The organism is Streptomyces sp. NPDC057963, assembly GCF_042887155.1.
In the GTDB taxonomy this organism is placed as follows: domain Bacteria; phylum Actinomycetota; class Actinomycetes; order Streptomycetales; family Streptomycetaceae; genus Streptomyces.
The window spans coordinates 176,838-200,636 of the sequence record NZ_JBHVPX010000004.1 but is presented as its reverse complement, the minus strand read 5'-3'; the positions used below and the strand labels follow the sequence as shown (position 1 = coordinate 200,636).

The window sequence follows — 23,799 nt, the reverse complement described above, 5'->3', positions numbered from 1 at the left end:
CCCGAGTGTGCTCGTGAGTCGGCACTCCCCACAGTGCGTGACCCATTGACCCGAGCTCAATGGAGCCAACTATTAAGTACAGCCGGGCCGTAAACCACACTTAAAGGGTCTCGGTTTGACAACATCAGCGAGGCATGGTTGACCGAAATCCGGACAAAGTGATCCCAGACAGACACGCCCGAAACGGACCGTTAACACATGTTCCGGAGAGCGACGCTCGATAACCGGACACCTCGGGCAGGGAAAACGAGTTGACGAAACGACCGGGCCCCCACAGTGTCTGCGGGGGCCCGGCCCTCATGTCAATGGCTCGAACGGCTCATACGGCCGAGCCGCCGGCCGACGCGTCGTCAGCGCTTGGCGCGCGACGCGGTGCGACCGCGCTCCTTCTGGTCCAGGACGACCTTGCGGATACGGACGGTCTCCGGGGTCACCTCGATGCACTCGTCCTCACGGCAGAACTCCAGGGACTGCTCCAGGGAGAGCTTGCGGGCCGGCACCACGTTCTCCGTGGTGTCCGCGGAAGCCGCACGCATGTTGGTGAGCTTCTTCTCCTTGGTGATGTTCACGTCCATGTCGTCGGCGCGGGAGTTCTCGCCGACGATCATGCCCTCGTAGACCTCGGTGCCGGCCTCGGTGAAGATGACACCGCGCTCCTGGAGGTTGACCATCGCGAACGGCGTCACGGAACCCGCGCGGTCGGCGACCAGCGAGCCGTTGTGACGGGTGCGCAGCTCACCGAACCACGGCTCGTGGCCCTCGAAGATGGAGTGCGCGATGCCCGTACCGCGGGTCTGCGTCAGGAACTCCGTACGGAAGCCGATGAGGCCGCGGGACGGAACGATCCACTCCATGCGGACCCAGCCCGAACCGTGGTTCGTCATCGTCTCCATACGGCCCTTGCGGGTCGCCATCAGCTGGGTGATCGCGCCGAGGTGCTCCTCGGGGGAGTCGATCGTCATGCGCTCGATCGGCTCGTGCGTCTTGCCGTCGACCTGCTTGGTGACGACCTCCGGCTTGCCGACCGTGAGCTCGAAGCCCTCACGGCGCATCTGCTCGACGAGGATGGCCAGCGCGAGCTCGCCGCGGCCCTGGACCTCCCAGGCGTCGGGGCGCTCGGTGTCCAGGACACGGAGCGAGACGTTGCCGATCAGCTCGCGGTCGAGGCGGTCCTTGACCTGGCGGGCGGTGACCTTGTGGCCCTTGCCGCCCTTGCCGACGAGCGGCGAGGTGTTCGTGCCGATGGTCATCGAGATGGCCGGCTCGTCGACCGTGATCAGCGGCAGCGCGATCGGGTTCTCGGGGTCGGCCAGGGTCTCGCCGATCATGATGTCCGGGATACCGGCGATGGCGCAGATGTCACCCGGGCCCGCCTTCTCGGCCGGCTTGCGGGTGAGCGCCTCGGTCATCATCAGCTCGGTGATGCGGACGTTGGACATCGTGCCGTCGCGCTTGATCCAGGTGACGGTCTGGCCCTTGCGCAGCTCGCCCTGCTCGACGCGGCAGAGCGCGATACGGCCGAGGAAGTTGTCGGCGTCCAGGTTGGTGACGTGGGCCTGGAGCGGGGCCTCGTCGTCGTACTCCGGGGCCGGGACGTGCGACAGGATCGTGGAGAAGAACGGCTCCAGGTTGTCGCTGTCCTGCGGGACGGTGCCGTCCTCCGGCTTGGTCAGCGAGGCCACGCCGTCACGCGCGCAGGCGTAGACGATCGGGAACTCGATCTGGTCCTCGTCCGCGTCGAGGTCCAGGAAGAGGTCGTACGTCTCGTCGACGACCTCGGCGATCCGGGAGTCGGGGCGGTCCGTCTTGTTGATGCAGAGGATGACCGGCATCTTCGCGGAGAGCGCCTTGCGCAGCACGAAGCGGGTCTGCGGGAGCGGGCCCTCGGAGGCGTCGACGAGCAGCACGACCGCGTCCACCATCGACAGACCGCGCTCGACCTCGCCGCCGAAGTCGGCGTGGCCCGGGGTGTCGATGATGTTGATCGTGATCGGGTCCCCGCCGTCCTTGGGGTGATACTTCACCGCCGTGTTCTTGGCGAGGATCGTGATGCCCTTCTCACGCTCCAGGTCGTTCGAGTCCATCATGCGGTCGTCGAGGTGCTCGGCGGCGTGTGCGGCGAAGGCACCGGCCTGCTTGAGCATGGCGTCGACCAGCGTGGTCTTGCCGTGGTCGACGTGGGCGACGATGGCTACGTTACGGATGTCGTGGCGCGTGGGCATGGGTGGCTTGCGCTTCTCTCGGTTCGTGGGGTCAGGCGTCTCAGTCGCTCTCGGGTCCTCGTACGCCCGCCGGGCGGACGCGCCACGGCTACCACCATGGTACGGGGCTGGCGCCCGGGCGGCTTCCCGGGCAAGAACTACCGGCCGCAGGACAGGCGCTCGGCCTCACGGGCGGCGGCCGGCACGTGCGTGCGGAACGGCTCCCCGCAGCGGAGGATTCCGCCGACCGGGGCGGTGGCAGCGGCTGCGGCCGCCGGTGTCCGCTTCGTGTTTCCGCCCCCGTGGTCATGTCTTCCGGTGGATTTCACCGGTGGTCATGACCACGGTCCCCCGGGCGGAGACGGCAGACACGGGACTTGAGCGGCTTCGGAGGCGGGGCTCCGAGGCGGCTGCTCCGAGACGGGCCCGGAGCCGGGGCTCCGGGGTGGGGGGCTCGGAGGCGGGGGGATGAGCGGCCACCCGGGTCGGCAGGCACCCACGACCTTGCCCGCCGGGGCTCCGGCGGGCAAGGGACTTGAGCCAGTTCTGAGCTTCCGGCCCCCTTCTGACCTGCTACTTCTTCTTGTTCGCCGGGCCTCCTGCGGCCTGCGGCTTCTTGAAGCCGATGTCCTGGTAGCGGGGTGTCCCGAAGCCGAAGGCGCCGACGTTCGCCAGCTTTCTGTTCGTCGCCACGAGCTGCGGGCGCTGGTAGAGCGGAATCGATCCGGCGGCGGCCCAGATCCGGGCGTCCGCCTGCTTCATCAGATCCCGGGCGGCCCCCTCGTCGAGCTCCGCGACCGCCTGGTCGAAGAGCTGGTCGATGTGGTCCGTACCGACGCGGGTGTAGTTCTGCTCGACCAGCAGCGAGCCGTCGGTGGCGGGTACCGGCTTGGCGAAGATCGGGCGGTCGTCGGTCGCCGGGTAGGCGGTGGCGGGCCAGGAGTACAGCGCCAGGTCGTAGTCGCCGGAGGCGATGTGGTCCTGGAAGTAGCTGTCGTCGGCGACCTTGGTGACCGACGTGCCGATGCCGATCGAATCGAGCATCGCCGAGATCTTGTCCCCGACGGCACGCAGCGCCTCCGAGCCGGGACCGGACGGCAGGACGAAGCGCAGGGTCAGCGCCTTGCCGTCCTTGCCCAGCGGACCGCGGCGGGCGTCGGGGGCCTGGGCGGGGGCCGCGGTGCCCGCGGGGGCGTACGCACCGGTGGCGCCGCCGGGCCGCTCGTCCTGGGCGGCGACCTCGGCGGGGGCGCCCTCGGAGGTGACGGTCCCGGCCAGGTGTCCGGCCTGGCGCAGGAGGGCGGCGCTGTGGAACGCGGCGGTGGTGGCGGGGGAGAGGATCCGGGAGGTGCTGCCGGACGCCCTGCTGTCGCCGGGCTTGCTGTCGTCGCCCACGATGTACAGGCCGTCGTCGGCCGCGGGCTCGCGCTCGTGCCGGTGGGCGGCGTGCCCGGCCTTGCCGTCGTCGGCCTTGCCGGTCTTGTTCTCGCCCGCCTTGTCCGGCTTCCCGGACGGATCCGCCTTGCCGTCCTCCCCGGCGGCGGTGTCCTCGTCCTTCGTGCCCTTCTTCCCGGCCTCGCTGCCCGCCTTGGTGCCGTCCGGCTTCTTGACCGCACCCTCCCGCGTCCAGCCCGCGTCGGCCAGCAGCGCCCGCGCCTCCTCGGTGTCGTGTCCGCCGAGTGCGCCGCTGCCGTCCTTGTACCCCGGCTGCCCGACCAGGGCCACGTGGCTGCCGAGCGGCGCGGCGGGCAGGCCGAGCGGTTTGAGTACGGTGTCGGCGAGCTCCTGGCGGTTCAGGGCCCGGGCGACCGCCCGGCGTACCCGGTCGTCGGCGAGCGGCCCGGACTCGCCGTTCAGCGCGAGCTGGGTGTAGGCGGGCTCCAGCGCCTTGCGGACCACGTACGCGCGCAGTCTGCCCTGCTCGGCGGCGTGCGCCTCGGCGGCCGCCCGGTTCTTCTCCCTGGCCTCCTGCGCGGCGGCCGCCGCCTTCTCGTCCGAGCCGTGCGCCACCGCCCAGGAGCGCAGCGCGGCGGCCGGACCGGTCCCCGAGCCGGGGCCCTGGGCGAGCGGCTGCCCGTCCCCGCCCCCGTCCCGGCCGGCCTGCACGACGCGGTGCGCGGTCGCGGCGTCGACATCGGCGACATCGACCTTGCCCTCGGTCAGCGCCTGGGTGCGGTCCTGCGGCTTGACCGCGCGGAAGACCAGTGTGTCGAGCTTGGCCGGGCTGCCCCACCAGCGCGGACTGCGGTCCAGGGCGACCTGGCCCGTCTTCGTGTCCACGCCGCGCAGGCGGAACGGGCCCGCGGTGGCCTTGAGGGTGGTCCGCGCGCCGTCGTTGAAGGCGTTCGGGGTGCCGGTCACCTCCTTCGGGTACAGCGGGGAGAAGAGCGAGCGCCAGTCCGCGTACGGCTTGGCGAAGGTGACCCGGACCTCCAGGTCGTCCGCACCGCGCTCGATCTTCTCGATCCGCTCGTAGCCGGCGTTGCGGGCGGTCCAGTACGCCGAGTCCTTGCCGTTCAGCGCCCGCCACTGGGCGGCGAAGTCGGACGCCCCGATCTCCCGGCCGTCGCTCCACACCGCCTGCTGGTTGAGCCGGTAGAGCACCACCTGCCGGGGCTCGCGCTCGACCACCTTCGCGGACTCCAGATAGTCCGGGTCGAGCTGTGGCCTGCCCTGCGCGTCCAGCGGGAAGAGCGTCGGCAGCAGAGCACCGGTGATACGGGTGGTGGAACTGTCCGCGTCGGCCTGGAAGGCGTTGAGGGTGGTGGGCATCGCGTCGATCGCCCAGGTGGCCGTGGAGCCCACGGCCACCGTGCTCCGGGCCGCGACCGCGATGTCCTGCGGGACCACGGCGGCGGTCGTGCCGCTGTCGTCGGAGCTGCAGCCGGCCAGTACGGGGAGCGTCAGCACACCCGTCGTGAGGAGCGCGAGCGAGCGGCACTTTCGGGCCGTCCCCCGCGGGACGCCGACGTGGGACATGGCTGATACCTCCGAGGCCGTCCCGGTCCACCCGCACCGGAGTGGGCCGGATTGTGCTTTTTTGGTGGCATATGCAGTTGATCACACCGATTCCGTCCGCCCACTGAAGGCGCCCCCGCGCGAGAGGCGGCGCAGACACGGCGCAGCGCCCCCCGAACCTCACCCGTGCGGCGGAACATCCACGGCGGACCGGAAGGGCCCGCACTCTTCCCAACGGGGGTGTGACGCGCGACACTCTCAGGCGCATGAACATGACCACCCGCGACCGCGGAAGTGAGAGCAAGTCATGTCACTGCAAGAGGAATTGACGGTTTTTCAGGACTGCCTCGACGATCTGGTCCGCACCGTCGGCCGGCTGGAGCGGAGTCTCGCGCGGCTGCGCGGGGCGGAAGCCGGGCCGGCCCCGCTCGAAGCCGCCGGCGGCACCGGACCCGTCGACGGCGTCATCACGATCAGCGAAACGCCGTACGACGCCACCCTGTGGACGGACTCGGACGACGAAGGTCTGGGCGTCCGGGGCCGGCACGCCCCCTAGGAGAGTTCCTTGGCCACCGGTACGGAAACAGGAACAGCACCAGGTACGGAACCACCCCACCCGAAGGGCGCGGGAGGCGTCCACCACGCCTCCCGGGCCGCCATCGCCGCCCGCCACCTGCGCACCGACCGCTGGTGGCTGTCGCCCGCGCTGACGGCCGGCGGGCTGCTCGCCTTCATCGCCTACTCGACGTGGCGGGCCTTCTCGAACGCCGACTACTACGCCGCCCCGTACGTGTCACCGTTCTACTCGCCCTGCCTGGCGGAGAACTGCGCCCCCATGCGGCACGGCCCGAACTGGGAGCTCTTCGGCAGCTGGTGGGGCCTCTCCCCCGCCCTGCTGATCCTGATCTTCCCGCTGGGCTTCCGACTGACCTGCTACTACTACCGCAAGGCGTACTACCGGGGCTTCTGGGCGTCGCCCCCGGCCTGCGCGGTCGCCGAGCCGCACACCGCGTACACCGGCGAGACCCGCTTCCCGCTGATCATGCAGAACGTCCACCGGTACTTCTTCTACGCCGCGGTGCCGGTCGCCGGAATCCTCACCTACGACACCGTGCTCTCCTTCCGCGACGAGCACTACGCCTGGGGCCACATGGGCCTCGGTTCACTGATCTTCCTGGCCAACATCACCCTGATCTGGGCATACACGCTGTCCTGCCACTCCTGCCGGCACATCGTCGGCGGCCGTCTGCGGCACTTCTCCAAGCACCCGGTGCGCTACCGGCTGTGGAGCTGGGTGGGCCGGCTCAACGCCCGGCACATGCTGCTCGCCTGGGCCTCGCTGATCAGCGTGGCACTGGCCGACTTCTACGTGTATCTCGTCGCCTCCGGCGCCTTCGACGATCCGAGGTTTTTCTGAATGACAGAGCTCGAACGGCAGCAGTGGGACGTCGTCGTGGTCGGTGCCGGAGGTGCCGGGCTGCGCGCCGCCATCGAGGCGCGGGAGCGCGGCGCCCGTACCGCGGTCATCTGCAAATCGCTCTTCGGCAAGGCGCACACGGTCATGGCGGAGGGCGGAATCGCCGCGTCCATGGGCAATGTGAACTCCGGGGACAACTGGCAGGTGCACTTCCGCGACACCATGCGCGGCGGGAAGTTCCTCAACCAGTGGCGGATGGCGGAGCTGCACGCCAAGGAGGCACCCGACCGGGTCTGGGAGCTGGAGACCTGGGGCGCGCTCTTCGACCGTACGCCGGAGGGGAAGATCTCCCAGCGCAACTTCGGCGGCCACGAGTACCCGCGCCTGGCACACGTCGGCGACCGTACCGGCCTCGAACTGATCCGCACCCTCCAGCAGAAGATCGTCTCGCTCCAGCAGGAGGACCACCGCGAATTCGGCGACTACGAAGCCCGGTTGAAGGTCTTCCAGGAGTGCACGGTGACCCGCGTCCTGAAGGACGGGGACCGCGTGTCGGGCACCTTCTGCTACGAGCGCGAGTCCGGCCGCTTCTTCGTGCTGGAAGCACCCGCGGTCGTCCTCGCCACCGGCGGCATCGGCAAGTCCTTCAAGGTGACGTCGAACTCCTGGGAGTACACCGGCGACGGCCACGCGCTGGCCCTGCTGGCGGGCGCGCCGCTGCTGAACATGGAGTTCGTGCAGTTCCATCCGACCGGCATGGTCTGGCCGCCGTCGGTGAAGGGCATCCTCGTCACCGAGTCGGTGCGCGGGGACGGCGGGGTGCTGCGCAACTCCGAGGGCAAGCGGTTCATGTTCGACTACGTCCCCGATGTGTTCAAGGAGAAGTACGCGCAGTCGGAGGAGGAGGGCGACCGCTGGTACGACGACCCGGACCACAACCGCCGCCCGCCCGAGCTGCTGCCGCGCGACGAGGTCGCCCGTGCCATCAACTCCGAGGTCAAGGCGGGCCGGGGCTCGCCGCACGGCGGGGTGTTCCTGGACGTGTCGACCCGGATGCCCGCGGAGGCCATCCGGCGTCGGCTGCCCTCGATGTACCACCAGTTCAAGGAGCTGGCGGATGTCGACATCACGGCGGAGGCGATGGAGGTCGGACCGACCTGTCACTACGTGATGGGCGGGATCGCCGTCGACTCCGACACCGCGGCGGCCGTGGCCGTGCCCGGTCTGTACGCGGCGGGCGAGGTCGCGGGCGGCATGCACGGCTCCAACCGGCTCGGCGGGAACTCCCTCTCCGACCTGCTGGTCTTCGGGCGCCGGGCCGGGCTGCACGCCGCCGAGTACGCGCACACGACCGGTGCCGCGCCGGTGGTGGACGAGGAGCAGATCGACGCGGCGGCCGCGGAGGCCCTGCGCCCGTTCGGCGCCGGGGCACCGGGCACGGCCGAGGGGCCCCCGGACACTGCGGAGACCTCGGAGGCCGCAGCGACCGCAGAGAATCCGTACACCCTCCACCAGGAGCTCCAGCGGACGATGAACGACCTGGTCGGCATCATCCGGCGGGCGCCCGAGATGGAACAGGCCCTGGAGAAGCTGGCCGCGCTGCGGGTACGGGCCCGGCGCGCCGCCGTCGAGGGGCACCGGCAGTTCAACCCCGGCTGGCACCTCGCCCTGGACCTGCGGAACATGCTGCTGGTCAGCGAGTGCGTCGCTCGGGCCGCGCTGGAGCGTACGGAGAGCCGGGGCGGCCACACCCGGGAGGACTGCCCGGAGATGGAACGCTCCTGGCGCCCGGCCAATCTGCTGTGCCGGCTGGCCGACGGGGCCGCCGAGGGCGTGCCGGGCGGCCCGATCGAACTCGTACGGAAGACGACCGAACCCATCCGTCCGGATCTGCTCTCCCTCTTCGAGAAGGAGGAGCTGGTCAAGTACCTGGCCGAAGAGGAGCTGTACGAGTGAGCAGCTACAACGCACGGTTCAGGGTGTGGCGCGGCGACCAGGACGGCGGTGGTGTGGAGGACTTCGAGGTCGAGGTGAACGACGGCGAGGTCGTCCTCGACATCATCCACCGGATCCAGTCCACCCAGGCGGGCGATCTCGCGGTGCGCTGGAACTGCAAGGCGGGCAAGTGCGGTTCGTGCAGCGCGGAGATCAACGGCAGGCCGCGGCTGATGTGCATGACGCGCATGTCGGTCTTCGACCGGGCGGAGACGATCACCGTCACCCCGCTGCGGGCCTTCCCCGTCGTCCGCGATCTGGTGACCGATGTGACGTTCAACTACGCCAAGGCACGGGAGGTGCCCGCCTTCGTACCCCCGCAGGGGGTGAAGGCGGGCGACTACCGGATGCAGCAGATCGATGTGGACCGCTCGCAGGAGTTCCGCAAGTGCATCGAGTGCTTCCTGTGCCAGGACACCTGCCATGTGGTGCGCGACCACGAGGAGAACAAGACGGCGTTCGCCGGGCCGCGCTTCCTGATGCGGATCGCCGAGCTGGACATGCACCCCCTGGACGCCGCCGCCGAGTCGGGGCTCGACCGGAAGGCGACGGCGCAGGAGGAGCACGGGCTGGGGTACTGCAACATCACGAAGTGCTGTACGGAGGTGTGCCCCGAACACATCGCGATCACCGACAACGCGCTGATCCCGCTGAAGGAACGGGCCGTGGACCGCAAGTACGACCCGCTGGTGTGGCTGGGGAACAAGATCGGCCGGCGCGGGGACCGGACGTGAGGCCGGGTACGGGGGTGGTCAGCCGAGCAGCTTGAGGATCGCCTCGGTGGTGTCCGTCTCGCCGAGGCGCGGGAAGATCCTCTCGACGCTGTTGCGGTGGGCCTCGGCGTCCATGTCGGTGACCGCGTCCGTGGCCACGGTGACGTGGTAGCCGTGCTCGTGGGCGGCGCGGGCGGTGGACTCGACGCCGATGCTGGTCGCGACGCCGGTGACGACGACCTGGGTGACGCCGCGGCGGCGCAGCCGGAGGTCGAGGTCGGTGCCGTGGAAGGCGCCCCAGGTGCGCTTGGTGACGACGATGTCGCCCTCGCGCGGGCCGAGCTCGGGCACGAGGTCGGCCCAGTCGGCGGGCAGCTGCCCGCCGGACTGCACGGGCCCCTCGTTGCGCCCGGGGGCGCCGCCGACGACGTGGACCAGGACGACCGGGAGGCCCTTGGCGCGGAAGGCGTCGGCGAGGCCCGCGGAACGGGCGACGATGCCGGCGGTGGGGTGGACGGTGTCCAGGGCGACGATGCCCTTCTGGAGATCGACGACGACCAGGGCGGTCTTCGGGTCCAGGATGGTGGCGGTCATGTCGGCTCCTCCGAGGGGGCGGATCGATCGTTGGGGTTCAGGTACGACGGGTGCGGGATCCGGGGCGGACGCCGCTCCCGGGGCGCGGACGGCGGACGCGTCACGCCCCGGCCGGTGGGGCGTCGGCCACGCCCCGGGCCGGTGGGGCGCCGGTCAGGTCCTGACCAGCCGGTCGAGCAGCTCCGCGGCCCGGGCGACGGTGAGCTGCTCGTCCGCGTCGAGCTCGGCGGCGACGGCCTCGGCGAGCCAGTTGTGCTTGGCGGCCCGGACCGCGGTGAGCGCGGCCAGTCCGGCGTCCGTGATCGACATGACCGACTTGCGGCCGTCGGCCGGATCGGGCGCCCGCCCGACGAGCCCCTGGCTCTCCAGCGCGCCGAGGGTCAGCCGCATGGACTGCGGACGCACGTACTCGGCGCGGGCCAGCGCGGCCGTGGTGTCCGGGCCCTCGCGGTCCAGCCGGGCGAGCACCGAGCGCTGCGTGGGCGTGAGCAGGCTCTCCGACGACGTGGTGCGCAGCCGTCGCAGCAGTCGGCCGATCACGGCGGCGAGCTGCGTCGCCAACTGCTCGGGGCTCGGCTCGGCGGACGGGGCTTCGGTCGGTTCCGGCATCCCTTCACCGTAAAAGATGCACAGGCAATCTTGCAAGGTTGCCTGTCTGTCCCGTGGCGGTCTTGCCCGTCACACAGCCCGCGATCTAGGGTGAATGCGCTTTCAGAAGAGGGTCGGTACATGCAACAGCAGGTGCTTCGGTACAGAAGAAGAAGCGGACGGTCGGTCGAGTGAGCGCCCCAACGGTGTACGACGTCGCCGAGCGGTCGGGCGTCTCCATTGCCACGGTCTCGCGGGTCTACCGCACCCCCGATTCGGTACGCGCCCAGACCCGCGAGCGGGTCCTCGAAGCCGCCCGCCGGCTCGGTTACGTACCCAGCGGGAACGCCCGGGGCCTGGCCAGCCGGACCACCGGCGTGCTCGGCCTGTGCTTCCCCGACTACGCCGACCCGGACGCCGAGGCCGACGCGGAGGCGGACAGCGACGCCGACGACGCGGTGATGCTCTACTCCGACCAGATCATCCGCGGCATGGAACGGGCGGCGCGCCGGCACGGTTACGCGCTGCTGATCGCCGCCTCGTTGGAGGGCGGGCCGGAGAGCCTCGTCGCGAAGGTCGCGGGGCGGGTCGACGGCTTCGCGGTACTGGCGCAGACCGTGCCGACCGAGGACCTCGACGTGATATCGCGACGGCTGCCGGTGGTGATGCTCGCCGGACCGCGCGAGATCGACCATCTCGACCACATCGTCGTCGCGAACGCCGACGGGGAGCGGGAGCTGGCCCGCCACCTGATCGAGGACCACGGGCTGCGCAGGCTCGCGTTCGTCGGGGGCGAGGTCGACTCACCGGACGCCGAGGCGCGGTTCCTCGGCTTCCAGCAGGCGTGCCGCGACGCCGGACTGCCGGTGCCGGACGAGCCGGACCTGCGGGCCTCGATGATGACGCAGGCCGAGGGGGCGCGGGCCGCGGAGGCGCTGCTCGACCGGGAGCCCGCATGGCCGGAGGGCGTGCTGTTCGCCAATGACCAGATGGCCGTGGGCGCGCTGCGCGCACTGGAGCGGCGCGGGGTGCGGGTGCCCGAGGACATCGCGGTGACCGGCTTCGACGGGATTCCGCTGAGCCGGATCGTACGGCCGTCGCTGACGACCGTACGCCAGCCGATCCGCCAACTCGGCGAGCAGGCAGTCGAGTTGCTGGTGCAGCGCCTGGGCGACAGCGCGCGCGACCCGGTATCGCTGATGCTGCCGGTCTCCCTGATCCACCGAGCGAGCTGCGGCTGCGGCTGACGAGGGCTGCGGCACGCGGCCAGGGCCGGTCCACCGTCCCGCGACCGGCCGGGCGCGGGACACCCCGTCGCCCGGCACCGGCGCGGGTGCCCGGCATCCTCGGCCGACGCGTCAGGACGCAGCCGCCGCCGGGCACGGCACCGGCCCGTCAGAGCCCGGCCCACCGCCGGCCCGGCTCACCGCTTGAGCCACGCCCCGAAGAACCGCCGACGGGCCGCCCGCAGCTCCTCCGTCTCCGCCGTCAGCCCCTCGTACACGAAGTGCCCCGCACTCAGCACCTGGAGCTCGCGCTCCCCCGCCAGCGCGTTGTGCACGGCGAACTGCCCCGGCGGCGGCACCGAGGGGTCGAAGAGCGCCGCGGCCACCAGCACGGGAAGCTCCAGCCGGGTCGCGGCCGTGGCGGCGTCGAAGTACCGCAGCACCTCCGCGACCTCCGGGTGCTCCCGGTGGTAGCCCTGCACCACCGCCCCGCTCCCCGCGCACGGCAGGGTGAGCCGCAGCGGATGGTTGCCGAAGGTCGGCACCGTCAGCTGCCCGGCCCCGAACCGGTCGTCCCAGGGCAGGGCCAGCGCGCCGAGTCCGCCGCCGAAGCTCTCCCCGAGGTAGCCGAGCCGCGGCCTGCCGTCCCCGGGCGCCGTCTCCGGCAGCAGTTCGTGCAGCGCCGACGCCGCACACCACAGGTCCGCCACGCAGTCGCCGATGACGTAGGTGTCGCGCGACTCGATGCCGTGCAGCACATGGGCGTCGGACACGTCCGGGATGCCGTCCCGCAGGCCGCGCGCGCCCATGCCGCGTACGCACGGCAGGATCGCCGCCGCCCGGGGCAACGGCAGCGGCACGTCGGGGCCGGGCTCCTGCCGGCCGCCGTAGCCGTGCCCGATGACGAATCCGTACTCCGCGGCCCCCTCGGCGGGCAGCGCGACCCAGCCCCCGAGCCGGACCCCGCCCACCGAGGTGAAGGTCACCCCGTGGATCCGCACACCGTCGCGCTCCTCCTCCAGCGGGCCGAGCTCCGGCTCCGTGGCGACCTCGCGGGCCTCCTCGTACCGGGCCCGCCAGAAGGCGTCGAAGTCGTCCGGGGCTGCGGGAGCGGGGATGCGCAGCAGGTCGTCGAGCGTGTGCCCGTAGGCCGGATCGAAGGGGAAGTCATGCGCAAAGGAAGCCATGATCACGACAATATCGCCCCCTCCCCGCCCCACCCGTGCCGGTGCGGACCGGCGAGCACGCGGACCAACCACGCGAAATAGGTCACACCATTTCCAATTTCACAAACAAGGCGCTTACCGTGCCAAGTTGAACATTCAGATGTCCAGCACGTTGCACGAGTGTGACCAAGCACCCTCTTGCGGATTCCCGAACCCCTGCCGCAGAGTGATGTATGCGCTTACAGGCAGCGCATACATTCGGATTGCTCAAGGAGGAGCCCTCCATGCCCCGCACCGCCAGAAACGTTTCGGTCGGCATCGCAGCCGCAGCCGCACTCACCTTCGGTGTCACCGCGTGCGGCAGTTCCGGTGGCGACGACGTCGCCGCGGACAAGAAGCAGACGATCACCGTCTGGGCCATGGGGGCCGAGGGCGAGAAGCTCGCGGATGTGGCCAAGGAGTACACCAGGGCCAACCCGAACGTGACCGTGAAGGTGACCCCGGTCGGCTGGGACGTCGCCCACCAGAAGCTGGTCTCCGCGGCCGCCGCCGGCACCCTGCCGGACGTGGCGCAGATGGGCGGCAGCTACATGGGCGAGTTCGCCGAGCTCGGCGTGCTGGAGCCGGTCGACACGAAGACGTTCGACGAGAAGGACTTCTTCCCGTCCGGCTGGAAGCAGGGCGAGGTGGACGGCCAGGCGTACGGCGTGCCGTGGTACGTCGACACCCGCGTCCTCTACTACCGCACCGACCTGGCGGAGAAGGCGGGCATCACCAAGGCTCCGACCGACTGGAAGGAGATGCAGGACCTCGCCTCGGCCTACCAGAAGAAGGCCGGAACCAAGTGGGGCCTGTCCATCCAGCCGAGCGGCCTGGACACGGTGCAGAACTTCTACTCCTTCCTGTACTCGGCCGGCGGTGAGATCGTCGACGACAAGGGCAAGGTCGTCATCGACAGCCCGGAGGCCGTCAAGGCCCTCAAGGAGTACGGCTCGTACTTCGACAAGGGGCTCTCCAACAAGTCCGTGCAGCCCGGCTACGACGTGGTGAAGGACTTCGGCAACGGCCGCGTCCCGATGTTCTTCGGCGGCCCCTGGCACGTCACCCTGCTGAACGAGGGCCAGCCGCAGCTCAAGGGCAAGTGGGCGGTGGCCAACGTGCCCGCCGACAAGTCCTCCGTCTCCATGGCCGGCGGTTCCTCCCTGGTCGTCTCCAAGGACAGCAAGCACAAGGCGGCGGCCACCGAGTTCGTCAAGTACCTGACGGACACCAAGGGTCAGGCCGACTGGTACAAGCGCACCAAGGACCTGCCGGCCAACACCTCCGCCTGGACCTCCGGCGACCTCGCCGACGACGCCGACCTCCAGGTCTTCAAGAAGCAGATGGACACCGCCAAGTCCTCCCCGTCGCTGTCCAACTGGACCGAGATCACCGACAAGGTCGACCAGGCCGTCGCCAAGGTCACCCAGGGCAAGGCGTCCGCCGAGGACGCGCTCAAGACGGCCCAGTCCGAAATCGAAGGCCTCGTGAAGTAGGAGTCATGCGCACCATGACCGCAAAGGCCGCGGAGTCGGCCAAGGTGCAGGCCGGGCCGGGGACCGCCGAGTCCCCGGCCACCGGGCCCGCAGGCCGCCGGGGTGGCAAGAGGCCGTCGATGGGCGTGCAGAACCTGGCCGGCTGGCTGTTCTCCACTCCCTTCCTCGTCCTCTTCCTCGTCTTCATGGCGTTCCCGATCCTCGCGACGCTGGTGATGAGTTTCACCGACTTCGGGCTGCGCAACGTCACGCACCCGCTGGACGCGAACTTCATCGGCTTCGAGAACTACGTCCATCTCTTCAGCGACGACAAGTTCCTCAAGTCGCTGTTCAACACGGCGTACTTCGTGGTGATCGGCGTCCCGCTGACGATCTTCCTCGGGCTGGCCGTCGCCGTCCTGCTGAACAACGGCATCGACCGGGCGCGGACCTTCTTCCGCGTCGGCTTCTACGCCCCGGTGGTCACGACCATCGTCGCGGTCGCCGTGGTCTGGCGGTTCGTGCTCGATCCGAGCGACGGGCTCATCGCGGGGCTCTTCTCCGAAGTGGGCCTCACCTCGCCCGACTTCCTGGGCTCCGAGACGCTCGCCATGCCCTCGATGATCGCGATGGCGGTCTGGCGCAACCTCGGCACGGTCATGGTGCTCTTCATCGCCGGCCTGCAGGCCATTCCCACCGAAGTACGGGAAGCCGCAAGGCTGGACGGCGCCGGTGTCTGGCAGGAGTTCAAGGGCATCACGGTGCCCCTGCTGCGGCCCACGCTGCTCTACGCCACGGTGATCACCACCATCGGTTACCTCAATGTCTTCGAGGAGCCGTTCGTGATGACCCAGGGCGGCCCCTCGGACTCCACGCTCACCGTCTCGCTGAACATGTACCGCGAGGGCTTCAACTTCTTCCACATGGGCTATGCGAGTGCCATGGCGTATGTCCTCTTCGTAGTGATCATGGGCATCACGGTGCTGCAGCTCCGACTGCTGAAGGACAACACGAAATGAGCGCCACCCGTGCACCCGGCGCCGTCTCGACGGCGCCGGCGAAGAAGCCCCAGGACGCGCCCGAGCCGGGCGCGAAGAAGGCCCGCAACCCGAAGCGCGTCCTCGTCTACGTCCTGCTCTCCCTCGGCCTGCTGATCATGTCGGCGCCGTTCCTGTGGATGGCCCTCTCGGCGTTCAAGACGTCGCAGGAGCTGACCGCGAGCCCGCCGGTGTGGATCCCGACCGAATGGACGCTGGACAACTTCCGGGACCTGCTCGACAAGCTCGATCTGCCGCTGTACTTCATGAACTCGGTGATCGTGGCGGTGCTGGTCACCGTCTCGAACCTGGTGTTCTGCTCGATGCTCGGGTACGCCCTGGCCAAGCTGAACTTCGCTGGGCGCAACAAGATCTTCGGCCTGGTTCTCGGCGCCCTGATGGTGCCCGGCAACCTGATGCTGCTGCCGCTCTTCGTGCTGATGAGCAAGCTCCACCTGATCGACTCGTACGCGGGTCTGGTGCTGCCGTTCGCCGCCGGAGCCTTCGGCGTCTTCCTGATGCGGCAGTTCATGCAGTCGATCCCGGACGAGCTGCTGGAAGCGGCCCGGATGGACGGCGCCGGTGAGTGGTACATCTTCTGGCGGATCGTGATGCCGCTGGTGAAGCCCGCCCTGGCGACGCTCTCGATCTTCACGTTCCTGGGCTCCTGGAACAACTTCGTCTGGCCGCTCATCGCGACCAACGACCCCGACAAGTACACCCTGCCGGTCGCCCTGGCCACCTTCGCCACCGACCCCAACAAGTCGGGCGGCTCCAACGGCATGCTGATGGCCGGCTCCCTGCTGATCGTGCTGCCGGTCCTGGTCGTCTTCATCGCGCTCCAGCGGCACTTCACCCAGGGCATCGCGACGGCCGGCATGAAGTAGCCGCCGCCCCGGGCGGGCCGGACCGCCCAGGCCGCCCAGGCCGCCCAGGCCGCCCAGGCCGCCCACCGAAACGTACGAGGCCGCACCCCGCACCCCGCCGGCCACACCCCTTTCACGCACCAGAAGGACAGTTTGCGATGACTCACACCCAGGTCCCGTTCCCCGAAGGCTTCCTGTGGGGCGCCTCCACGGCCGCCCACCAGATCGAGGGCAACAACACCAACAGCGACTGGTGGGTCAAGGAGCACGCCGCGGGCACCCACATCCAGGAGCCCAGCCTGGACGCCTGCGACAGCTACCACCGCTGGCACGAGGACATGGACACGCTGGCCGGTCTCGGCTTCACCGACTACCGGTTCTCCATCGAGTGGGCGCGCATCGAGCCGGCCGAGGGCCGCTTCTCCCGCGCCGAGCTCGCCCACTACCGCCGCATGGTCGACGGCGCCGTCGAGCGCGGCCTGCGCCCCATGATCACGCTGCACCACTTCACCGTGCCGCAGTGGTTCGAGGCGCGCGGTGGCTGGACCGCCGACGGCGCGACCGAGCTCTTCGCCCGCTACGTCGCGGCCTGCGCACCGGTGATCGCCGAGGGCGTCAGCCACGTCTGCACGATCAATGAGCCGAACATGATCGCCGTGATGGCCGGCCAGGCCAAGCGCGGCGACAACAGCTTCCCGCCCGCCGGTCTGCCGACCCCCGACGACGAGACGACCCAGGCCGTCATCGCCGCACACCACGCCGCCGTCGAGGAGGTCCGTGCGATCAACGCCGACATCCAGGTCGGCTGGACCATCGCCAACCAGGTCTACCAGGCCCTGCCCGGCGCCGAGGAGGTCACCGCGGCCTACCGCCACCCCCGCGAGGACGTCTTCATCGAGGCCGCCCGCGGTGACGACTGGATCGGTGTGCAGTCCTACACCCGGACCAAGATCGGCCCCGAAGGCCCGATCCCCACGGCCGACGGCGTCGAGCGCACCCTCACGCAGTGGGAGTACTACCCCTCCGCGGTCGGCTACGCGCTGCGCCACACCGCCGAGGTCCTCGGCAACGACGTGCCGCTGATCGTGACCGAGAACGGCATCGCGACCGATGTCGACAGCCGCCGGATCGACTACTACACCGGCGCGCTGAACGAGGTCGCGGCCGCGATCCAGGACGGCCTGAACATCCAGGGCTACCTGGCCTGGAGCGCGCTCGACAACTACGAGTGGGGCTCCTACAAGCCGACCTTCGGTCTGATCGGCTGGGACCCGGAGACCTTCGAGCGCCTGCCCAAGCCGTCCGCCGTCTGGCTGGGCGAGATGGGCCGCACGCGCGCGCTGCCGCGCATCGCCGACTGACGTCGGCCCCCCGACCGGGAGCGACCTGACCGCTCCCGCCCGTACGGGAACCGGCGGCACCTGACGGACGCCGGTTCCCGTACAGCTCTGCCCGCGTGGACGCCGCCCCTGTCCAGCCCCGCCCAGGTGCGGCGCCCACGCGGGTGCTCGACCACGGGATCCACGGTCATCGGGACTGGGCCGGCGCGGGCGCAGAGGCCAGGTCTCCGCCACCGCGCTCTCGAAGGGCTTCTCAACCGCTCTCCGAGCGGCTCTCCAACGGAACTGGGCCGCCCAATTCCGTACGGCCGGGGCCATGCGCTTCATCCGCGTCGGCGCGTGTCCGTCCCCCCTGAGTGCCGAGGCGTACCGGCGCAGCGTGAAGGGCGCCCCCGGCCTCCGGCCCCGGTTCCCGTGCCCGGTCGCCGGGTCGCGGGTGACCAAGGGTGCACATAGCCTCACAAAGGTGACACCGCTCGCGAGCCGTACCCGGATTCCGATACCGGGCCGGGCCCTTCTCACCGTGCTGCTGGCGGTGTGCTGGCTGGCCCTCCCCGCCGCGCTGACCGCTCGCGCCGACGATCCCGTCACCCTGTCCCGGGACGGGCAGATCACCGATCGGGTGGGGGCGCTCGGAGACCGCAGGGACCAGGTCGCGGCGGCACTCGACCGCCTGTACGACGACCGCCGCGTCCAGCTCTTCGTGGTGTACGTGCGGGACTTCTCCGGCCGCTCCGCGCAGAGCTGGGCCGATGCGACGGCCGACCGGAACGGTCTCAGGGGCGACGACGTCCTGCTCGCCGTCGCCACCCACGTCCGGCAGTACGCCTACACCGTCGAGCAGGGCTCGCGCCTCACCGGCGCCCAGCTCCGGGACGTGGCGACCACGGCCGTCGAGCCCGCGCTCAGGAAGTACGACTGGGCCGGCGCGGCAATCGGCGCCGCGAACGGATACTCCGCCGTACTGGCGGGCAGGGCCGTGCCCACCCCGACCCTCACCCCCGGCGCCCCCGATCCCGGAACCGGGAGTTCCGGCGGGACGGGTGCCGACGACCTGATCCTGCCGGTGGCCGTCCTCGCCGCGGCCGCCGCGGCCGCCGGTTACGCGTACACCCGGCGCAGGAGGCGGGCCACGACCCGCACCACGCCCGGTGCGACCGGCTGGGGTCCGGGCTCCGCCGGACCGGGCGGACCGCCCCGGCCGCCGGTCCCGTTGCCGGAGCTCGATGCCCGGACGAAGGAGACGCTGGTGGGCACCGATGACGCGGTCCGCACCAGCGAGGAGGAACTGGGCTTCGCCACCGCCCAGTTCGGGGAAGAGGCCGCGGCTCCGTTCGCCGCGGCCGTCGCCCGTGCCAAGGGCGAGCTGACAGCCGCGTTCCGGTTGCGCCAGCAGCTGGACGACGCCTTTCCCGAGGACGATGCGACGCGGCGCCGGATGCTGGACGAGATCATCAGCCGCTGCACGGACGCCAACGCCCGCCTCGACGCCGTGTCCGAGGACTTCGACCGGCTGCGTGCCCTGGAACGCGACGCTCCGCAGGCCCTGGCCGCGGCCGAGACCGCGTTCCGCGCCCTGACCGGCCGCGTCTCCGCCGCCGACGCCACTCTGAGCGCGATGCGCGACCGGTACGCGGAGTCGGCCTCCACGCCGGTCGGCGACGCCGTCGAACAGGCCAAGGACCGGCTCGTCTTCGCCACGTCCGGTCTCAATCGCGCCCGGCAGTCCGTGGACAGCGGGAACAACGCGGCGGCGGCGGTGTACGTACGGGCCGCCGAAGGCGCGGTCGACCAGGTGGCCACCCTCGTCGACGCCGTGGACCGGCGGAGCCGGGAACTCGCCGAGGCGGCGGGCAGGCTGCCCGCCGCCCTCGCCGAGACGGACACCGACCTGGCCGAGGCGGGCGGGCTGCTCGAAGGCACCGGGGAAGGTGTGCCGACGGCGGATCTGCGGGGCCGGATCGCCCGTGCGGAGTCGGTGCTCGGTGGTGTGCGGGAGCAGATGCGGGCCGGTCCGTACGATCCCATCGACGCCCTGCGCAGGGTGGAGGAGGCGGACGCGGCGCTCGACGCGGCGCTGGCCGGCGCCCGCGAACAGGAGCAGGGCGCTCGGCGGGCCCGCTCCCTCCTCGACCAGGCGTCGCTCACCGCGCGCTCGGCGATCGCCGCCGCCGCCGACTACATCACCACCCACCGCGGCGCCGTGGGCAGCCAGGCCCGGACCCGCCTCGCCGAGGCCCAGCGGCGGCTCGGCCGTTCCGGCGAACTGGCCGGGAGCGGCGATCCCCAGGGGGCGCTGGCCGAGGCCCAGCAGGCGGACGCCCTGGCCGGGCAGGCCCGGAGCCTGGCCGAGCAGGACGTGCGGTCGTACGGCGGTCCTGGTGGTCCGGGCGGTGGGCGGGGAGGGGGCGGCGGGGTCGGCGGCGCGGTGCTCGGCGGGATCATCCTCGGCGGTCTCCTGGGTGGTGGAGGCGGCCGCGGCGGGGGCCACCCGGGCGGGTTCGGCGGGGGCCACGGAGGAGGCTTCGGCGGGGGCGGCGGGCCCGGCAGCTTCGGCGGCGGGGGCACGCGCGGCCGGCGGGGCGGCGGCGGCCGCTTCTGAGCCGACGGCACGGCCCCGGGCCCAGGGCTTCACACGTACGCATCCACCCACAGGAGAGGCGCCATGACCAAGCAGACCGTCCTCGGCCGTGTCACCCAGCTGGCGAAGGCCAACATCAACGCGCTGCTGGATCAGGCGGAGGATCCGCAGAAGATGCTGGACCAGCTGATCCGCGACTACACGGCCAACATCTCGGAGGCCGAGCAGGCCGTCGCCGCGACCATCGGCAATCTGCGCCTGATGGAACAGGACCACCGGGAGGATGTCGACGCAGCCGGGGAGTGGGGCGACAAGGCGCTCGCCGCCAGCCGCAAGGCCGACGAGCTGCGGGCGGGCGGCGCGGGTGTGGAGGCCGACACGTTCGACCATCTGGCCAAGGTCGCGCTCGGGCGCCAGCTCCAGTCGGAGAAGGAGGCGAAGACCGCGGAGCCGGCCATCGCCTCGCAGACCGAGGTGGTGGACCAGCTCAAGTCCGGCCTGGACCGGATGAAGTCCAAGCTGACGGAGCTGAAGTCCAGGCGTGACGAGCTCGTCGCCCGCGCCAAGTCCGCCCAGGCGCAGAACCCGATGACGGACTCCGTCAAGAGCATCGACGTCCTCGACCCGACCAGTGAGCTCAGCCGTTTCGAGGACAAGGTGCGGCGTGAGGAGGCGAGGGCGCTGGGCCGGCAGGAGCTCGCCGCGTCGTCCCTGGACGCCCAGTTCGAGCAGTTGGACGGCCTGGGCGACAGCGCGGAGGTCGAGGCCCGGCTCGCCGCCCTGAAGACGGCCTCGTGACCTCGCCCCCGCCGGCCTCCCGAGCCCTCCCTTTCAGAACATGCTCAGCGACTGCTTCAGAACATGCTCATCAACTGCTCGACCGTGCGCTCGGCGACCGGCTCCCCGTCGGGCAGCGCCAGTTCGAACCAGACCGTCTTGCCACGCGGTGTCCGCCTGGACCCCCAGGCCACACTCAGCAGCCCGACGAGCTGCAACCCGCGCCCGCCCTCGTCGGTGTCGCGCGCCCGCCGCCGCCGCGGCTGGACGAGGCCCGCGTCCCACACCTCGCAGACGAGCGTACGGTCGCGCAGCAGCCTGAGCCGGATCTCGCCCTCCCCGTACCGCAGGGCGTTGGTGACCAGTTCGCTGACGAGCAGCTCGGTGGTGTCCACCAGTTCGTCGAGCTCCCAGGCGATCAGCTGATCACGGGCCAGTTCGCGCGCGCGGCCCACGGAGCGGGGTTCGCGGGGCAGCCGCCAGTCCCCGACGGCGTCCACCGGCAGCCCCCGGATGCGGGCCATGAGGAGGGCGATGTCGTCCTCGCCGTGCCGGGTGTCGAGGGTGGTCAGCACGTGGTCGCAGACGTCTTCGAGCGGCCGTTCCGGTGCGACGAGCGCGCCGCGCAGGGCGTGCAGCCCTTCGTCGAGCGGATGGTCGCGGGACTCGACGAGGCCGTCCGTGTAGAGGGCGAGCAGGGCGCCCTCCTTCAGTTCAACCTCGACCTCCTCGAAGGGCTCGCCCCCGACGCCGAGCGGCATCCCGGGCGGGACGTCGAGCAGCATGGCCGGTTCGCCGGGCTGGACCGCGGCCGGAGGGAGATGGCCGGCGTTGGCGAAGGTGCACCGCCGGGTGACCGGGTCGTAGACCGCGTACACGCAGGTCGCCAGGTACACCTCGGAGAGGTCTGCCTCACGGGACCTGTGGGCGGCCCGCGAGGGCCACTGGGCGCCGCCGCCGGAGGAAGAGGAGGTGCCGCCGCCGGGCGTGCCGAGCCCTCGCGCGACCTCATCGAGCGCGGAGAGCACCTCGGCGGGTTCCAGGTCCAGCAGGGCCAGGGTCCGCACGGCGGTACGCAGTTCGCCCATGGCCACGGCGGCACGCAGTCCGCGGCCCATGACGTCGCCGACGACGAGGGCGGTGCGGTGGCCGGGGAGTTCGATCACGTCGAACCAGTCGCCGCCCACTTCGGTGGCCGTGTTGCCGGGAAGGTAGCGGCAGGCGATGTCGAGACCGGCGGCGACGGGGTCGCCGGGCGGCAGCAGGCTGCGCTGGAGGATCAGCGCGCGCTCGTGCTCGCGCCGGTAGAGGCGGGCGTTGTCGATGCAGACCGCGGCTCGGGCGGCGAGTTCGGTGGCCAGTGCGCGGTCCCGCTCGCCGAAGGGTTCGCTGCCCTTGGTACGGGAGAACTGGACGAGGCCGACCACCGTGTCGTGGGCGACCATCGGTACGGCGAGCGTCGACTGGACGAAGCCCAGGTCGTCGCCGGGCACGTCCTCGACATGACCGGTGCGCAGGGCGATGGCGCAGGGCGAGCTGTACGAGAAGCGGTGTACGGCGCCGAGCGCGGGCGGGCCGCTGCCCGTGTCGGGTGCGTCGAGGTCGGTGGCGGGCAGGGCGTCCGACACCGCGCTGGCGAGGGCGACGCGGCGCAGTTCGGCGGAGCCGCCGACGGACTCCTGGCGGAGCGAGTCCCAGCGGCCGGGCGGCGCCTCGTCTCCGGTGAGCAGCCCCTGGTAGAGGTCGACGGAGGCGAGGTCGCAGAAGCCGGGCACGGCGACGTCGAGGAGTTCGCGGGCGGTGGTCTCCAGGTCCAGGGAGTTGCCGATCCGCGCACTGGCCTCGTTGAGCAGCGCGAGGTTGCGGCGGGCGCTGGCGGCCTCGCGGGCGGCGATGTGCCGTCGGGTCACATCGGTGGCCAGTCCGGCGATGCCGATGGGGCGGCCCGATCCGCTGTGCACGCGGTACAGGTTCATCGACCAGTGGCGGCTCTCGGTGTCACCCGGCGCGGTGCCGACGAGCTGGAGGTCGGTGACGGACGCGCCGGTCTCCAGGACGCGTTCCAGGGTGGCGGTGAGCCGGTCCGCCTCGGGGCGGGAGAGGTAGTCGTCGACCGTGCGACCGCGGTGGTCCGCGGCCAGGCCGCCGAAGACGGTGGCGAAGCGCTGGTTGGCGCGGATGACCGTGAGGTCCGTGCCGAACAGCACGAAACCGAAGGGAGATTGACCGAATATCGCCTGTGATGCGGCGAGGTCCGTCTCGATGCGGCGCAGCGCGCGGACGTCCACGACGATGCAGAGCGCGGCCCGTTCCCCGGTCTCCGTCTCACTCGGCATCACATAGATCTCGGCGAGTCCGTGCACCGGGTCGTCGCCCGGTATCCGGAAGGGGACGAGGCCCGTCCATTCCCTGCCGTCGAGGATCTCGCCGATACGGCGCCGGCCGTCCGTGCGCAGTTCGGCGGGCATGAATGCCTCGACCGGATCCAGGCCCACCGCTTTGTCCGCGGCAATGCCGAAGAGGCCGGCGGCCCGGCGGCTCCACTGCTCGATCAGGCCATCGGGGCCGATCGAGAAGGAGGCGACCCTGATGTAGTCGTAGATCGAGCCAGGCGGGCTGCTCTGCCACACGATGTCGCCCGCTGTCCCAGGTATTTCGCTCACGCGACCGTCCCCTCCAGCTCACACACCGGACCGGTCCTGCCCGCAGTATTCAGCACTACGGCCCCTACCGACACGGCGTTCACGATCACAGCACGGTCTCAGTCCCTTTCGGCCAGGTTCCGCCCGGCCCATGGTCCGACCTCGGTGATCGCTGTGCGTCCCA

General features: G+C 71.0%; 17 protein-coding genes. 11 read left to right on the top strand and 6 right to left on the bottom strand.

Annotated features, from left to right (window positions below):
- Window positions 1-350: 350 nt before the first annotated feature.
- Together typA and ACFVT1_RS11180 are read right to left on the bottom strand one after the other, a co-directional pair.
- Complete coding sequence (gene typA / locus ACFVT1_RS11185) at window positions 351-2,222, bottom strand: translational GTPase TypA (RefSeq protein ID WP_389794255.1); 1,872 nt, start codon at window positions 2,220-2,222, stop codon at window positions 351-353.
- 552 nt (window positions 2,223-2,774) lie between these two features.
- Window positions 2,775-5,180, bottom strand: coding sequence for an ABC transporter substrate-binding protein (locus ACFVT1_RS11180; RefSeq protein ID WP_389794254.1), 2,406 nt, complete (start codon window positions 5,178-5,180; stop codon window positions 2,775-2,777).
- 286 nt (window positions 5,181-5,466) lie between these two features.
- Here ACFVT1_RS11180 and ACFVT1_RS11175 point away from each other — a divergent pair, with 286 nt between their 5' ends.
- The 4 genes from ACFVT1_RS11175 to ACFVT1_RS11160 are packed head-to-tail and all read left to right on the top strand — an operon-like array spanning window position 5,467 to window position 9,305.
- Window positions 5,467-5,715, top strand: coding sequence for a hypothetical protein (locus ACFVT1_RS11175; protein WP_389794253.1), 249 nt, complete (start codon window positions 5,467-5,469; stop codon window positions 5,713-5,715).
- Window positions 5,716-5,724: 9 nt separating this feature from the next.
- Window positions 5,725-6,576 (top strand): hypothetical protein, encoded by an 852-nt coding sequence (locus tag ACFVT1_RS11170; RefSeq protein ID WP_389794252.1) that lies wholly within the window; start codon window positions 5,725-5,727, stop codon window positions 6,574-6,576.
- Complete coding sequence (locus ACFVT1_RS11165) at window positions 6,577-8,532, top strand: fumarate reductase/succinate dehydrogenase flavoprotein subunit (protein WP_389794251.1); 1,956 nt, start codon at window positions 6,577-6,579, stop codon at window positions 8,530-8,532.
- Window positions 8,529-9,305 carry a succinate dehydrogenase/fumarate reductase iron-sulfur subunit gene (locus tag ACFVT1_RS11160; RefSeq protein WP_389794250.1) on the top strand — a complete coding sequence of 259 codons (777 nt, stop codon included), beginning with the start codon at window positions 8,529-8,531 and terminating at the stop codon, window positions 9,303-9,305. The genes ACFVT1_RS11165 and ACFVT1_RS11160 overlap by 4 nt, the downstream gene beginning before the upstream one ends.
- Window positions 9,306-9,323: 18 nt before the next feature.
- Here ACFVT1_RS11160 and ACFVT1_RS11155 read toward each other — a convergent pair whose 3' ends face one another.
- Together ACFVT1_RS11155 and ACFVT1_RS11150 are read right to left on the bottom strand one after the other, a co-directional pair.
- Window positions 9,324-9,878: an isochorismatase family protein gene (locus tag ACFVT1_RS11155; RefSeq protein ID WP_389794249.1), complete on the bottom strand. Its 555-nt coding sequence runs from the start codon at window positions 9,876-9,878 to the stop codon at window positions 9,324-9,326.
- Window positions 9,879-10,031: 153 nt separating this feature from the next.
- A complete protein-coding gene (locus tag ACFVT1_RS11150; RefSeq protein ID WP_389794248.1) occupies window positions 10,032-10,487 on the bottom strand; it encodes a MarR family winged helix-turn-helix transcriptional regulator in 456 nt (151 codons plus the stop codon).
- Window positions 10,488-10,657: 170 nt separating this feature from the next.
- Between ACFVT1_RS11150 and ACFVT1_RS11145 the strand changes: the two genes are divergently transcribed.
- Window positions 10,658-11,713 carry a LacI family DNA-binding transcriptional regulator gene (locus ACFVT1_RS11145; RefSeq protein ID WP_389794246.1) on the top strand — a complete coding sequence of 352 codons (1,056 nt, stop codon included), beginning with the start codon at window positions 10,658-10,660 and terminating at the stop codon, window positions 11,711-11,713.
- A 176-nt stretch (window positions 11,714-11,889) separates the two neighbouring features.
- Here ACFVT1_RS11145 and ACFVT1_RS11140 read toward each other — a convergent pair whose 3' ends face one another.
- Complete coding sequence (locus ACFVT1_RS11140; RefSeq protein ID WP_389794245.1) at window positions 11,890-12,879, bottom strand: acetylxylan esterase; 990 nt, start codon at window positions 12,877-12,879, stop codon at window positions 11,890-11,892.
- A gap of 263 nt (window positions 12,880-13,142) precedes the next feature.
- Between ACFVT1_RS11140 and ACFVT1_RS11135 the strand changes: the two genes are divergently transcribed.
- The 6 genes from ACFVT1_RS11135 to ACFVT1_RS11110 all read left to right on the top strand — a co-directional run bounded on the left by ACFVT1_RS11135 (window position 13,143) and on the right by ACFVT1_RS11110 (window position 20,994).
- The gene (locus ACFVT1_RS11135) at window positions 13,143-14,393 is read left to right on the top strand and encodes a sugar ABC transporter substrate-binding protein (RefSeq protein WP_389794244.1); all 1,251 of its coding nucleotides are present in this window, start codon (window positions 13,143-13,145) and stop codon (window positions 14,391-14,393) included.
- Window positions 14,394-14,398: 5 nt separating this feature from the next.
- On the top strand, window positions 14,399-15,391 hold the full coding sequence (locus tag ACFVT1_RS11130; RefSeq protein WP_389794243.1) for a carbohydrate ABC transporter permease: 993 nt from the start codon (window positions 14,399-14,401) through the stop codon (window positions 15,389-15,391).
- On the top strand, window positions 15,388-16,296 hold the full coding sequence (locus tag ACFVT1_RS11125) for a carbohydrate ABC transporter permease (protein ID WP_389794242.1): 909 nt from the start codon (window positions 15,388-15,390) through the stop codon (window positions 16,294-16,296). Before ACFVT1_RS11130 ends, ACFVT1_RS11125 begins: the two co-directional genes overlap by 4 nt.
- 137 nt (window positions 16,297-16,433) lie before the next feature.
- On the top strand, window positions 16,434-17,636 hold the full coding sequence (locus ACFVT1_RS11120; RefSeq protein WP_389794241.1) for a glycoside hydrolase family 1 protein: 1,203 nt from the start codon (window positions 16,434-16,436) through the stop codon (window positions 17,634-17,636).
- A 445-nt stretch (window positions 17,637-18,081) separates the two neighbouring features.
- Window positions 18,082-20,217 (top strand): TPM domain-containing protein, encoded by a 2,136-nt coding sequence (locus ACFVT1_RS11115; protein WP_389794240.1) that lies wholly within the window; start codon window positions 18,082-18,084, stop codon window positions 20,215-20,217.
- A gap of 63 nt (window positions 20,218-20,280) precedes the next feature.
- A complete protein-coding gene (locus ACFVT1_RS11110; protein ID WP_389794239.1) occupies window positions 20,281-20,994 on the top strand; it encodes a PspA/IM30 family protein in 714 nt (237 codons plus the stop codon).
- A 56-nt stretch (window positions 20,995-21,050) separates the two neighbouring features.
- Here the strand turns inward: ACFVT1_RS11110 and ACFVT1_RS11105 are convergent, their stop codons facing one another.
- Entirely contained in the window at window positions 21,051-23,603 is a 2,553-nt protein-coding gene (locus ACFVT1_RS11105; protein ID WP_389794590.1) for a SpoIIE family protein phosphatase, read from the bottom strand.
- Window positions 23,604-23,799: the final 196 nt, after the last annotated feature.

What these genes read in the sequence shown, in the direction of transcription:
- ACFVT1_RS11110 (WP_389794239.1), top strand. Translation starts at nt 20,281, where the DNA reads ATGACCAAGCAGACCGTCCTCGGCCGTGTCACCCAGCTGGCGAAGGCC.
- ACFVT1_RS11165 (WP_389794251.1), top strand. Translation starts at nt 6,577, where the DNA reads ATGACAGAGCTCGAACGGCAGCAGTGGGACGTCGTCGTGGTCGGTGCC.
- ACFVT1_RS11150 (WP_389794248.1), bottom strand. Translation starts at nt 10,487, where the DNA reads ATGCCGGAACCGACCGAAGCCCCGTCCGCCGAGCCGAGCCCCGAGCAG.
- ACFVT1_RS11140 (WP_389794245.1), bottom strand. Translation starts at nt 12,879, where the DNA reads ATGGCTTCCTTTGCGCATGACTTCCCCTTCGATCCGGCCTACGGGCAC.
- typA (WP_389794255.1), bottom strand. Translation starts at nt 2,222, where the DNA reads ATGCCCACGCGCCACGACATCCGTAACGTAGCCATCGTCGCCCACGTC.
- ACFVT1_RS11120 (WP_389794241.1), top strand. Translation starts at nt 16,434, where the DNA reads ATGACTCACACCCAGGTCCCGTTCCCCGAAGGCTTCCTGTGGGGCGCC.
- ACFVT1_RS11125 (WP_389794242.1), top strand. Translation starts at nt 15,388, where the DNA reads ATGAGCGCCACCCGTGCACCCGGCGCCGTCTCGACGGCGCCGGCGAAG.
- ACFVT1_RS11180 (WP_389794254.1), bottom strand. Translation starts at nt 5,180, where the DNA reads ATGTCCCACGTCGGCGTCCCGCGGGGGACGGCCCGAAAGTGCCGCTCG.
- ACFVT1_RS11175 (WP_389794253.1), top strand. Translation starts at nt 5,467, where the DNA reads ATGTCACTGCAAGAGGAATTGACGGTTTTTCAGGACTGCCTCGACGAT.
- ACFVT1_RS11155 (WP_389794249.1), bottom strand. Translation starts at nt 9,878, where the DNA reads ATGACCGCCACCATCCTGGACCCGAAGACCGCCCTGGTCGTCGTCGAT.
- ACFVT1_RS11135 (WP_389794244.1), top strand. Translation starts at nt 13,143, where the DNA reads ATGCCCCGCACCGCCAGAAACGTTTCGGTCGGCATCGCAGCCGCAGCC.
- ACFVT1_RS11130 (WP_389794243.1), top strand. Translation starts at nt 14,399, where the DNA reads ATGCGCACCATGACCGCAAAGGCCGCGGAGTCGGCCAAGGTGCAGGCC.